Raw genomic sequence first — 11,935 nt, 5'->3', positions numbered from 1 at the left:
TCGCGGACAAGCGACAGGATCATAGATAGTTTTCGAAATTGAGGCCGCGTCCGATTTGCGATCCCCTGACCACGACAGCCGAGAGGATCGCCATGCACAGCACAGCCCAAGACCTTTACACCCTGCCGCTGATGGATCTTCTGTTCCGGGCGCAAAGCGTGCACCGGCAGAATTTCGACCCCAACCGCATCCAATGCGCGAAGCTTCTGTCGATCAAGACCGGCGGCTGCGGCGAGGATTGCGCCTATTGCGCGCAATCGCGGCGCAACGGCGCGAAGCTGCCCGCCGCGAAGCTGCTGGAGGTGCAAAAGGTTCTGACCGAGGCGCAAAAGGCCAAGGAGGCGGGGGCCACCCGCTACTGCATGGGCGCGGCCTGGCGCTCGCCCAAGGACCGCGACATGCCCGCGGTGCTGGCGATGGTCGAGGGGGTGAAGGCGCTCGGTCTGGAAACCTGCATGACGCTGGGCATGCTCGATGACGCGCAGGTGATGCAACTGAAGGCCGCGGGGCTCGATTACTACAACCACAATATCGACACCTCGGAGCGGTTCTACCCTTCGGTCATCTCCACCCACAGTTTTGCCGACCGGCTCGACACGCTCGATCGCGTCCGCGCGGCGGGGATCAATGTCTGCTCGGGCGGGATCGTCGGCATGGGCGAGACCGCCGAGGACCGGATCAGCATGATCCAGACGCTCGCCGATCTGCCCGAGCCGCCGCAATCGGTTCCGATCAACATGCTGATGCCGATGGCCGACACGCCGCTGGCCGATGTCGCGCCGCTCGACCCGATCGAGATGGTCCGCACCATCGCCACCGCCCGGATCCTGATGCCGAAATCCTATGTGCGGCTCTCGGCCGGGCGCAGCGCGATGTCGGACGAGCTGCAGGCGATGTGCTTCTTTGCGGGGGCGAATTCGATCTTCGTCGGCGACACGCTTCTGACCGCCGAAAACCCCGATGACAGCGCCGATGCCCGGCTTTTCGCCAAGCTTGGCCTGCAGCCCGAGGCGCCGCGGCCCTGTGGGGATGCGGCATGAGCCCTTATCCCCGCCATGCCGAGCGGCTTGCCCGGATGGCCGAACGCGGGCGGGCGCGGGCGCTGACCCCGGCGCGGGGGCTTGATTTCGCCTCGAACGATTACCTTGGCCTGCGGGCTTCGGCGGATCTGGCGCAGGCGGTGGCCGAGGCTTTGGCGCGCGGGGTCGCCGTGGGGGCGGGCGGATCGCGGCTTCTGCGCGGCAATGACCCGGAATTTGAGGCGCTGGAACAGGAAGCCGCCGCGTTCTTCGGCGCCGAGGCCTGTCTTTACATGGGCGGCGGGTTTCAGGCCAATCAGGCGGTCTTTGCGACGCTGCCGATGGCGGGGGATCTGGTGCTGCATGATGCGCTGATCCATGCCAGCGCGCATGAGGGGTTGCGGCTTGGCGCGGCCGAGGCGCGCAGCTTTCGCCACAATGACCCGCAGGATGCGGCCGATCAGATCCGGCTCTGGCGGGCGACGGGCGGGCGCGGCCGGGTCTGGATCGCGCTCGAGACGCTGTATTCGATGGAGGGCGACTTCGCCCCCGTTGACGATTTCGCCACCCTTGCGCGGCGCGAAGACGCCGTGCTGATCCTCGACGAGGCGCATGCGACCGGGCTTTACGGCCGCGACGGCCGCGGTCTGGCGCCCGATCCGGGCGATCTGGCGTTGATCGTCGTGCATACCTGCGGCAAGGCGCTGGGGGCAAGCGGCGCGCTGATCTGCGCCGATCGGGTGGTGATCGAGACGCTGGTGAACCGTGCCCGGCCCTTCCTCTATGCCACCGCGCCCTCGCCGCTTCTGGCGGCGGCGGTGCGGGCGGCGCTGCGGCTCTTGCCCGCGCGGCCCGGGCTGCGCGCCCATGCGGCGGCCCTGCGGGCACGGGCGCGGCACCGCGCGGCGCAGATCGGCTGGGAGGCCGGGCAAAGCCAGATCCTGCCGCTGATCCTGGGCACGGATTTCGCCGCGCTGCAGGCCGCGCAGGAATTGCAACGGGCGGGGTTCGATCTGCGCGCCATCCGCCCGCCGACCGTGCCCAAGGGCACGGCGCGGCTGCGGCTTTCGCTCACCGGCGGGCTGCAGGTCCCGGATATCGACGCGCTCTTCGACGCGCTTGCCAGCCTGCGGATCGGGGGGCTGCGATGACCTCTGCGCTGGTGATCACCGGCACCGATACCGGCGTCGGCAAGACCGTCTTCAGCGCCGGGCTGACGTTGGCCCTGCAGGCGACCTACTGGAAACCGGTTCAGGCCGGGCTGGAGGAGGAGACCGACCGCGAGACGGTGGCGCGGCTGACCGGCTGCCCGACCCTGCCCGAGGCTTACCGGCTGCGCAGCCCGGCCTCGCCCCATCTTGCAGCGGCGCGGGACGGGGTCGAGATCGCGCCGATGGCCCTGCCCGATCTGCCCGGCCCGCTGGTCGTCGAGGGGGCGGGCGGCGCGCTGGTGCCGCTGGCGGGGCGCAGGCTTTACGCCGATCAGATGGCGGACTGGCAGGCGCCGGTGATCGTGGTGGCGCGCACGGGGCTTGGCACGATCAACCACAGCCTTCTGACGATCGAGGCGCTGCGTGCCCGCCGCGTGCCGCTGCTGGGCCTGGCTTTCATCGGTGCGGAGGTCCGCGACAGTCAGGACACGATCTGCCGTCTGGCCGGTCTGCCATCGCTCGGCCGTCTGCCGCAGCTGCCCGATCTGAGCCGCGCGACGCTGGCCCAGGCCTTCCGCACCATCGACCTGCCAACGATCCGGGGGGCGCTGTGACCGACGATCTGGCCTTTGATGCCGCCCATGTCTGGCATCCCTATACCGCGCGGGTCTCTGCCGCGCCGCAGCACAAGATCGTGGCCGCCAAGGGGATCTGGCTGACGCTGGAAGACGGGCGGCAGATGATCGACGCGATGTCGTCGTGGTGGTGCGCGGCTTTCGGCCATGCGCCCGAACCGCTGGTGCGGGCCGTGCAGGAACAGGCCGCGACCCTGCCGCATGTGATGTTCGGCGGGCTGACGCATCGCCCCGCCATCGATCTGACCCGCCGTCTGGTCAAGGCCCTGCCTGAGGGGCTGGATCAGGTGTTTTACGCCGACAGCGGCTCGGTCGCGGTCGAGGTGGCGGTGAAGATGGCTGTTCAGGCGCAGCTGGCGCAGGGGCGACGCGGACGCACCCGCCTTGCCACGGCGCGCGGCGGCTATCACGGCGACACCTGGACGGCGATGAGCCTGTGCGACCCGGAGACCGGGATGCATGCCCATTTCGGCCGCGCCATCGCGCCGCAACATTTCGTCGCCCGCCCGCCGGTGGCCCATGGCGCCGACTGGCCGGACGAGGGCCGGCTGAACGGGCTGGCCGAGGTCGAGGATCTCTTTGACCGGCACGGCGATCAGATCGCCGCCTTCATCATCGAGCCGGTGGTGCAGGGCGCCAGCGGGATGCATTTCTACCACCCCGCCTATCTGCAGGGGCTGCGCGCGCTGTGCGACCGCCATGACATCGCGCTGATCTTCGACGAGATCGCCACCGGCTTCAGCCGCACCGGCAGCGATTTCGCGCTGCACAAGGCCGGGGTCGTGCCCGATATCCTATGCCTCGGCAAGGCGCTGACCGGCGGCATGATGAGCCTTGCCGCCACGGTCGCCCGCCGCGATCTGGCCGGGCGCGTGGGCACCTTGATGCACGGGCCGACCTTCATGGCCAATCCGCTTGCCTGCGCCGTGGCGGCAGCGGCGATGGATCTGTGGCAAGGCCACGACTGGTCGGCCGAGGCCCGCCGGATCGAGGCGCAGCTGACGCAGGAGCTGGCGCCTGCGCGCGGATTTGCGGGCGTGGCCGATGTGCGCTGTCTGGGCGGCATCGGCGTGATCGAGATGAAAGCCCCCCTGCCGCTGGACCCGATCCACCGCTTTTGCGCGCAAACCGGTGTCTGGCTGCGCCCCTTTGGCCGACTTCTTTACGCGATGCCGCCGCTGACGATCGCGCCGGACGAGCTGAGCCGCGTCAGCGCCGCGATGCGGACGATCGCCGGGGGGCTGTGATGCGGGCAGACTGGCTGCGACGGCGGGGGGGCGCGGATCTGATCCTGGTCTTTGCGGGCTGGGCGGTGGGGCTTGATCCGCTCCGGCATCTGACCGGCGCGGCGGATGTGCTGGTGCTGTCGGATTATCGCGACGAGACTCTGCCCGAGGCGCTCTGGGCGTCCCGCAGCCGCCTGAATGTCGTGGCCTATTCGATGGGCGTGGCCGTCGCCGCCCGGCATCTGCCGCGGCTGCGGCACAAGCGCGCCGTGGCGATCTGCGGCGCCCCCGATCCGCGCGCGGTGATCGGCCCCGCGATCTATGACGCCACCCTTGCCGGGCTGAGCCCGCGAAGCCTTGACCAATTTTCCCGCCGCGCCGGGGCCACCGTGCTGCCCGGGGCCGAGATCGCGGCACTGGCCGCGGAACTGCACGCGCTGGCCTCCCGCCCGGCCGCCCCCGCCCCGGCTTTCGACCGCATCCTTGCCGCGACCGGAGATCGCATCTTTCCCCGCGCCACGATGGCAACCGCCTGGCCCGGCGCAGAGATCGACTGGATCGCAGGCGGCCACAGCCCCTTTGCGCGCTGGCGGGACTGGCAGGAGATCACCGGATGATCCCGCGCATCGCCGCGGGGTTTGCCCGCCATCTGGCAAGCTACGACACCGCCGCCACGGCGCAGGCGCAGATCGCCGACCGGCTGGCGGCCCGGATCGCGCCGCTGATCACCCCCGCGGCGCGGATGCTGGAACTGGGCCATGGCACCGGGTTTCTGACGCGCCAGCTGGCGCGGCTTGACCCCGGAGAGGTCTGGCTCAATGACCTTGTCGCGCCGCTGCCCGCGCTGCGCTGGCCCGATGCAACCCGGGTACGGGCGCTGCCCGGCGATGCCGCGGCGCTGCGCTTTCCCGCGGGGCTGGATCTAATCGCCTCGGCCTCGATGCTGCAATGGCTCGCCGATCCGGCGGCGCTTCTGCACCGGGCCGCGCAGGCGCTGCGCCCGGGGGGCATTCTGGCGGTCAGCAGTTTCGGGCCGGGGAATTTTCCCGAACTGGCGGGGCTGGGCCTGCCGCCCGGGGCGCCCGGCTATCGCGATGCGGCGGGGCTTTGCGCCGCTCTGCCCGAGGGAATGCAGGTGCTTGCCGCCTGGGACGAGAGCATTCCCCTGGTCTTCCCCGATGCCCGCACGCTGATGGCACATCTGCGCGCGACCGGGGTGAACGGGCTGCGGGCGGGCCATCTGTCGGCGCCGGGCCTGCGCGACCTGATGCGGCAGATGAACCGCGCCGGGCCGACAACTTTGACCTATCGCCCGTCTTACTGTATGGCGCGCAAGTGCTGAGCGGCCCTCTCGCCGTTGAAAAGCCCTTCGGATACCGCCTTTCATGCCCGTCTCGCCCACTCCGCAGCTGATCGCCGACGAAATCGCCCGCCGCATCATCCGCGGCGAGCTGATCGCGGGCGAACGACTGCGGCAGGATTATGTGGCGGCGGAATTCGGCGTCAGCCATGTCCCGGTGCGCGAGGCGCTGTTGAAGCTGGCCGCGCGCGGGCTGGTGGTGTCGCAGCACAACAAGGGCGTGCAGGTCGCCCCGCTGGATCCGCTGGCGCAGCGCGAGCTGAAACTGATGCGTCTGGCGCTGGAGCCGCTGACGCTGCTGCAGTCCGTGCCGCATCTGAACGCCGCGCAGGTGCGCGAGGCCGACCGGCTGCGCGAGGCCTGCGATCAGGCCGCCGACATCTACAGCTGGGAGGAGATGAACCGCGCCTTCCACATGCAGATCTACGCGGCCTGCGAGATGCCGCGGCTTTTGGAAACGGTCGAGAACATGCAAAATCTTGCGGCCCGTTACATCCTTGTCCACTACCGGGCGCGCTGGCGGCCGCGGATCGACACCGATCACCACGGCATCATCGCCGCGATCCGCCGCCGGGACGCGAAGGGCGCGGCCGCGATCCTCGAACGCCACCTGCAACGCCTGAGCTAGGAAGTGTTGACAAAAGGGAGGCTTTGTTGGGCTTGTTGCACAACGTCGGCGTGAGGCGCAATGTCTCCTTTCCCGTCAGGCTTCGCGTCACGCGAACGACCCCGGCGGTGCCGAGGTCATCGAAGCGGTTGATGACTGAGCGGCAAGTGCCATTGGGTCAAACGCCGCCGCGAAGAACTCGGATCCGGATTTCGGCGGTCTGGCGGTCCGGGTCTCTTGCGGCGATGCAGTCGCTGAAGGCCTTGAGGTCAAGCCGGTGAGCGCCACCGGTTCCAACGAACCGGCGAGGGCATCCTGCCGCGGTCGAGGAGGCGCGTGCGCGGCTGGAACGGCTACTCTCGCGAGACTGCGCCGCGATGCTTTCGGCGCGAAGTCCGAGAAGGGCGATCCCGACCAGCATCACCTGCCATTCGAGGATGTCGAAGCCGCGGCCGGGATGCTGGCGGCGGCCAGCGACGCGGCCGAGAAGGTGATTGGCCCGAAGAAAGCGCCGATGTCGCCGCCGCAGCGCAGTCGGCAGCGAGCGCGTCATCGGTTCGAGCGCCGCTGGCGACGGGCAATCTTCCCGCGCATCTGCCCCGGATCGAGCAGATCCTCGAACCGGAGAGCATCCTGTGCCCCTGCGGCTGCGGCGCGATGCAACGGGTTGGCGAAAGCCGGACGGAGCGGCTCGATGTGATCCCGGCACAATTCCGCGTGCTGGTGACGGTGCGCCCGAAATACGTCTGCCGGACCTGCGCGGGGGCGCAGCACGCCCAGGCTCCCGCGCCGGAATGGCTGGTGCCGCGCGGCCTGCCCGTAGATTTTCCCGATGCCATGCGGCCCCATGCGCTTTCGCACGTTCAGCAACAGCTTAGACTCAAACTTCAAGTGCAACACCCACGGCCCGCAGGGCATAGGATGTTGCGATGGACAAACGATACAAGCACCTCGACGGCGAGGAACGTGGCGTGATTTTGGCGGAGCATCGTCGCGGGGCGAGCCTTCGGGAGATCGGTGAGCTTATGGGGCGTGCGCCGAGCACGATCGGCCGGGAACTGCGGCGTGGTCGCCCGGATGGGTTGCCCGCCCAGCCCTACTGCGCGCACCGCGGCGGGCTGGCGTATCGGGCGCGCCGCAAGCACTGCGGACGGCGGCGAAAGCTTGCTCTTGGCGGCTGGCTGCATGACTTTGTGCAAGGCAAGCTGATCTACCGGCGCTGGTCACCCGAGCAGATTGCGCGCAAACTACGGACCATGCATCCCGAGGATCCGACCCGCCAGATCAGCCATGAGACCATCTATGCCGCGATCTACGCGCAACCGAGGGGTGGGCTGAAGGCGGAGATGCTCGCGGCATTGCGGCAGGCGAAACCCGCCCGCGGGTTGCGGCGCACCACCCTGTCTGGCGGCTCTATCGCCCCGAAATCGTTGCGGATCATCCACCGCCCCGAAGAAATCGAGGGCCGTCTTGTTCCCGGCCACTGGGAGGGCGATCTGATCAAGGGGGCGTTCAACCGCTCGGCAGTCGGTACGGTGGTCGAGCGCAAGACCCGCTATCTCATTCTCAGCAAGATGCGCGGCTGCACCGCTGACGCGGCGTTGGAAGGCTTCACCCGGCGAATGAAACGGCTGGCGAGCGATGACTATTGGGGTCTGATCGCGGCGGGGTTGGTCATCGCGAGTTTCACCTCGCCCAAAGGCGACAACCAAACCTCGGCGACACTGCTGACGCAGATCGGTGGCGTCACTGTGGCCAAAAAGGTCCGCGTAGGTGCTGCGGACAGCGGCGGCACCGGATACCGCATGCTGCGCGTCGAGAACTGAGGGGCAGGTCTGGGCTGTACCCGCAAGGCTATGCGGTGGGCGCATAGCTTGATCGCATTGCCCTTTTCCGGTGCCAGGCGCGGCCAAAGCGGCGCCTCTGCATGGATTTACCGTGTAAGTAACTGATATTAAATAACTTTGCACCAGGCGCAACAAGATGCGTCAAAAGTGCAAAGTTCCCGCCGCGCCAAAGTCGCTACCGCAACGCAAAATCCCAATAAAATAAGGCTTGAATGGGGTTTGCACTGGAGCGTACCGAAGTGACGTGGATAGGAGATCAAGCGTCATGTGGCGATGGGACCGTCATCACCGCGTGGCACAAAGTGCAAAGTTCGAGCTCACTTTGAAAGCCCATAGCATCCATAACGCTATGATCTATAGACACAAATCGTCTGTTACCGGCTATTCCCAGCTGTTCCCGGTTTTTGTCCGATGTACCGGGTGTTTTTGTCGGGTTACACCTCGTTGCTGGATTTCACTGATCATGCATTCACCCCGCTAGCGGCTCAATTAAAATTTGAATTGTACTCACAATCCCTCGCGTGGCAAGGCTCGTTTTTACAAGCACAAACGTTGCGAGCGGGCGTGCTGACCGCATTTCACCCCTTGGTGAGCGCTCTTGCGGCGGATCTCAATGGGAGTTCTTTAGCCATCCGAATACCGCTTTGCGGCCATGCCGGGCGCGGCCAATTGCTTTCGCTCCTCTTGCTGCAACGATCTCGCCGAAGCGTTGCGAAGGGCCGTATTGGCGGCACAGTGCCGACCCGCAATTCGAGCCGTAAGTTCATTGGTGGTTGCGCTGTGCCGTTCGGCGTGCACCCATCGGCTTACGCCTAGGGGCGCGGGTTGGGCTTGGGCCTTTCCGATCCGGCTTAGTGCGCGCTCCCTGTCCCCTGCCCCCTCGCCCTCTCCCCTCATTGCGCCGCAGCGTAGCACCGGCGTAGCACCGGGCGACTTACCAAAGCAAAAAGCCCCGCTGGATGGCGGGGCGCATGTAGTTGATCTAGCTAGTAGATTTTGGTTGCGGGGGCAGGATCACAACACTGTTTTACACTCTCAAGGGCGCTCAACTTGCCGCAGTTGCAGAACGCAGCTTGATATCTGAGCGCCCCTTGCCGAAAGTGGGGTCAAATGCGTCAAGATTCTGAGGATTCCTCAAACGCAACTGCGTCTCGTTGGTTTGCAGCGTAAGGTACATGCTTGTCAGAAAACATCACCACTGGGGAAAAGGCTTCCGACCTTAATACGGGCGGCGTCACCGCGCTTGATGATATCCAGATTTCGCAGCTTCGGACGACTTTCTTCTGGCCGTTGACGCTCGAGATCAGCGACCGAGAAACGGATGCGGCTTTCGACAACGCGGCCTTCTTGCAAGCACAGGAAAAGTGGCTTTGCCCCGAGGGGTCGCCTTGGAAGAGGGTTGACGACGGTTTGTTGCATTTGCCCCTGCCCGACCCCGCGGGGCCTGCATCTTGTGCCTCGGATGGCGGTCTCGCAGCCGCAACCGAGCAGAACAACGCGATGGCCCTGGCCTATGGCGAATTCGCCTATTTCCACGACTTCGTTCAGCGCGCGCTTTTCGGCAAGACCGGTGGTCCTGGGGCCGGCCCGTTGCGCCTGTTCCAGCGTAGCGACATCCGTGCCGCCGATGTGAAGTTCTTCGACTGGACGGCCCCGCGCCGTTTCGCCGTCGAGCGACTGAACCTTTATCTGCTCTCGGGCGGCATCGCGGTCGTCGCGCTGCAATGCCGTGCCGAAGCGGCCGCAGATCTTAACCTGAAGGATGTCCTGCGCTTCAACGAAAGCATGCGTCGGTCGCACATTCCCTATTTCGCGAACCATAACACAACCATCGGGCCGCGCGGCCTGCCCGACAGCGTCGCTTGGCACCTGCAAGACGGCACATCCTGCGCCTTCCTGCCCAGCGACGAAGGGGTGGAATTTCGCTCTGTGCCCGCAGAGGCTGCCCCGCCTTCGGAACGCAAGCACGTCCGGACCCGCACCCCCTATTCCACACTGCTCGAAACCCCGCCGGAGGATCGCCGTATTCTGCCCGCCCGGCACTGGCGCTGGCTGTTGAACGGAGACGAAGAAAACACCGAACGCATGCCGCTTTGCGCCGCGCGCGGCGGCTTTCGCTGGCGGCATCTTTCCGATGACCGGCTACCGCTGATGACCACGGTCATCTTGCGGAGCCGCGCCGATTATTACGCGCTCTCCGACGGCCATTGGATGCGGCTGGCCTTCGTCGAGCAACCCGGCAAAAGCCCCTTCCCTTATGCCGAGGCCTTCTTGCGCAATGGCTTCGAGGGGCATTGCTACGACCGCTTTCACCACGCGAAGGAACTGGAGGAGAATGGAAAACCTGTTCCCTGCACGCGGTATCTGATGTGCGATTACGCGATGACCGCAGTGACATATGCCGAGGGCAACGACTATGCCGAAACCCTCGAAGTCCATATGCAGCGACACTATTATCAGATGTTCCTTCTGCAGGTGATCGACAAGGCGATGATGCTGGGCCTGTCCTCGCGCATCACCCGTGCCGTCGCGCGCTTTGACAGAACCCGGTCAGAACCCGCACTTTCCACCGGTCTGCAGGATATCGAACGCGACTTCCTGCATTACGTCCATCGTTTCCGCTTCACCGGCGTCTCGGGGCAATTGCAGGCAGGCGAGCTTTATGCCCGACTGCGCGGGGTGATGCGGCTCGACGCGATGTTTGCCGACATCAAATCCGAGCTGGAAACCGCCGTCGCCTTCCTGTCCTCCCGCGAGGCGGAGCGTCAGGGCCGCGAGGCCCGCCATGCCACCGAAGCGGCAGAGCGGTTGAACATCATCGCCAGCCTCGGCGTGGTCATCGCGCTGGTGATGGGCTTTTTCTCGATGAACATCCTGAGCACCGAAAGCCTGATCGAGGGGCTGTTCAAAATGCCCTCCCCCTCTGACAAGCCCATCATGCATGTCACGACTTTCGGCTTCGGCCTGTTGGCTGCGGCGGGCCTTGCCTGGATCCTCTCGCATGCCATCGCCGTGCGCACCGGCACCGATCACCGCCGCATACGGCCCGCCGAGGCCTTTGTGCGCAGGGGGCTCGCCGTGCTGTTCTTTCTGGGCGCGGCGCTGGCCTCGGTCGCGGTCTGGCCGCGATGATCCCGCCGCGCTACGTGTTTTTTCTGGGTGGCCATGATCTGGAAATGGTCACCATTGCGGAACTGCTGCACGAACGGCAGAGCGCGGGCGATCCGCGCGTGGCCGAGATTTGCGACAAGGGCCTGCCCTGGGGCGCACGGGCCTCGGATTACCGCAGCGAAATCGCGGCGGCGGCGGCGCGCGGGTTGAGCCCGGTGCTGGTGGAACTGACGTGCGACATGCCCCTGCCCCCCGGCTGTTTCGAGATCGACCACCACGGGCCCCGCAGCGCCGAACCGGCGGCGCTGCGACAGGTCTTTACGCTGCTCGATCTGCCCGAAAGCCTTTGGACGCGGGATTTCGAACTGGTTGCCGCCAATGATATCGGCCACATTCCGGCGCTGGAGCGGTTCGGCGCCACGACCGCCGAGATCGCCGAAATCCGCCGCCGCGATCGGCAGGCGCAGGGCATCACCGCTGAGGAAGAGGCGCAGGGCCTTGCGGCGCTGGCGCAGGCCGAGACCGCGCTGGCGGGCAGTCTGATCGTGATCACCCTGCCGCATGGGCGCACCGCAACGGTGGCAGATCCGCTGGTGGCGGCGGGGGATCGGCGCGATCTTCTGATCCTGTGCCCGGATACGGTGCAATTCTTTGGCGCGGGCGCGCGGATCGCGCGGCTCGATGCGGCCTTTCCCGGCGGCTGGCGCGGTGGCGAATTGCCCCGGCGCGGATTTTGGGGCCTTGCCGCCAGCCCCCCCTTGCCCGCGCTTCTCGCCGCTCTCGGCTGAGCCGGGCCTTTCCCTCAGATCACCGTACGCACTCCGCATCATCGGCAGGGCCGCCGGACGCGGTGCCAGACCAACACAGGCCTGGAGAGCAACCCGTGGGTGCCAACCGGCAGGGCCGCCGGACGTGGTGCCAGACAAAACTGATGTCGGGGGGTCACTGATATTGTGCCAACCGGCAGGGCCGCCGGACA

The 11,935-nt window shown here is 66.6% G+C and carries 10 protein-coding genes and 2 pseudogenes; 11 read left to right on the top strand and 1 reads right to left on the bottom strand.

All coding sequences use genetic code 11. The features are described from left to right. Positions 1-92: 92 nt before the first annotated feature. The 9 genes and pseudogenes from bioB to LY44_RS14835 all read left to right on the top strand — a co-directional run. Positions 93-1,040 (top strand): biotin synthase BioB, encoded by a 948-nt coding sequence (gene bioB / locus LY44_RS14875; protein WP_111396050.1) that lies wholly within the window; start codon positions 93-95, stop codon positions 1,038-1,040. Then, on the top strand, positions 1,037-2,170 hold the full coding sequence (locus tag LY44_RS14870; RefSeq protein ID WP_055209149.1) for an 8-amino-7-oxononanoate synthase: 1,134 nt from the start codon (positions 1,037-1,039) through the stop codon (positions 2,168-2,170). Before bioB ends, LY44_RS14870 begins: the two co-directional genes overlap by 4 nt. Continuing rightward, complete coding sequence (gene bioD, locus LY44_RS14865) at positions 2,167-2,784, top strand: dethiobiotin synthase (RefSeq protein WP_055209148.1); 618 nt, start codon at positions 2,167-2,169, stop codon at positions 2,782-2,784. Before LY44_RS14870 ends, bioD begins: the two co-directional genes overlap by 4 nt. Beyond that, positions 2,781-4,052 (top strand): adenosylmethionine--8-amino-7-oxononanoate transaminase, encoded by a 1,272-nt coding sequence (gene bioA, locus LY44_RS14860; RefSeq protein ID WP_055209147.1) that lies wholly within the window; start codon positions 2,781-2,783, stop codon positions 4,050-4,052. Before bioD ends, bioA begins: the two co-directional genes overlap by 4 nt. Beyond that, positions 4,052-4,648, top strand: coding sequence for a pimeloyl-ACP methyl esterase BioG family protein (locus LY44_RS14855; RefSeq protein WP_055209146.1), 597 nt, complete (start codon positions 4,052-4,054; stop codon positions 4,646-4,648). Before bioA ends, LY44_RS14855 begins: the two co-directional genes overlap by 1 nt. Next, entirely contained in the window at positions 4,645-5,373 is a 729-nt protein-coding gene (locus tag LY44_RS14850; RefSeq protein ID WP_055209145.1) for a methyltransferase domain-containing protein, read from the top strand. Before LY44_RS14855 ends, LY44_RS14850 begins: the two co-directional genes overlap by 4 nt. Before the next feature lie 43 nt (positions 5,374-5,416). Then, entirely contained in the window at positions 5,417-6,019 is a 603-nt protein-coding gene (locus tag LY44_RS14845) for a GntR family transcriptional regulator (RefSeq protein ID WP_055209144.1), read from the top strand. Positions 6,020-6,321: 302 nt separating this feature from the next. Further along, positions 6,322-6,823: pseudogene (locus LY44_RS14840) on the top strand (IS66 family transposase zinc-finger binding domain-containing protein); the annotation flags it as partial. A 104-nt stretch (positions 6,824-6,927) separates the two neighbouring features. After that, a pseudogene (locus tag LY44_RS14835) lies at positions 6,928-7,632 on the top strand (IS30 family transposase); the annotation flags it as partial. A 1,395-nt stretch (positions 7,633-9,027) separates the two neighbouring features. On the opposite strand, the gene LY44_RS17730 reads toward LY44_RS14835, so the two are convergent. Continuing rightward, on the bottom strand, positions 9,028-9,264 hold the full coding sequence (locus LY44_RS17730; RefSeq protein ID WP_146707261.1) for a hypothetical protein: 237 nt from the start codon (positions 9,262-9,264) through the stop codon (positions 9,028-9,030). Between the two features lie 81 nt (positions 9,265-9,345). Between LY44_RS17730 and LY44_RS14830 the strand changes: the two genes are divergently transcribed. Next, on the top strand, positions 9,346-10,977 hold the full coding sequence (locus LY44_RS14830; RefSeq protein ID WP_146707260.1) for an ABC transporter permease: 1,632 nt from the start codon (positions 9,346-9,348) through the stop codon (positions 10,975-10,977). Next, the gene (locus tag LY44_RS14825) at positions 10,974-11,744 is read left to right on the top strand and encodes a hypothetical protein (RefSeq protein WP_055210811.1); all 771 of its coding nucleotides are present in this window, start codon (positions 10,974-10,976) and stop codon (positions 11,742-11,744) included. The genes LY44_RS14830 and LY44_RS14825 overlap by 4 nt, the downstream gene beginning before the upstream one ends. Positions 11,745-11,935 lie beyond the last annotated feature (191 nt).

Origin of the sequence: Rhodobacter capsulatus (assembly GCF_003254295.1) — a bacterium.
GTDB lineage: Bacteria > Pseudomonadota > Alphaproteobacteria > Rhodobacterales > Rhodobacteraceae > Rhodobacter > Rhodobacter capsulatus.
Note: the sequence above shows the minus strand (reverse complement) of the source record. Positions and strands in the feature narration are given on the sequence as shown.

Bases quoted from the DNA above. Each gene is read 5' to 3' on its own strand.
- LY44_RS14870 (WP_055209149.1), top strand. From the start codon at position 1,037: ATGAGCCCTTATCCCCGCCATGCCGAGCGGCTTGCCCGGATGGCCGAA.
- LY44_RS17730 (WP_146707261.1), bottom strand. From the start codon at position 9,264: ATGCAACAAACCGTCGTCAACCCTCTTCCAAGGCGACCCCTCGGGGCA.
- bioB (WP_111396050.1), top strand. From the start codon at position 93: ATGCACAGCACAGCCCAAGACCTTTACACCCTGCCGCTGATGGATCTT.
- LY44_RS14855 (WP_055209146.1), top strand. From the start codon at position 4,052: ATGCGGGCAGACTGGCTGCGACGGCGGGGGGGCGCGGATCTGATCCTG.
- LY44_RS14830 (WP_146707260.1), top strand. From the start codon at position 9,346: ATGGCCCTGGCCTATGGCGAATTCGCCTATTTCCACGACTTCGTTCAG.
- LY44_RS14825 (WP_055210811.1), top strand. From the start codon at position 10,974: ATGATCCCGCCGCGCTACGTGTTTTTTCTGGGTGGCCATGATCTGGAA.
- bioD (WP_055209148.1), top strand. From the start codon at position 2,167: ATGACCTCTGCGCTGGTGATCACCGGCACCGATACCGGCGTCGGCAAG.
- LY44_RS14850 (WP_055209145.1), top strand. From the start codon at position 4,645: ATGATCCCGCGCATCGCCGCGGGGTTTGCCCGCCATCTGGCAAGCTAC.
- LY44_RS14845 (WP_055209144.1), top strand. From the start codon at position 5,417: ATGCCCGTCTCGCCCACTCCGCAGCTGATCGCCGACGAAATCGCCCGC.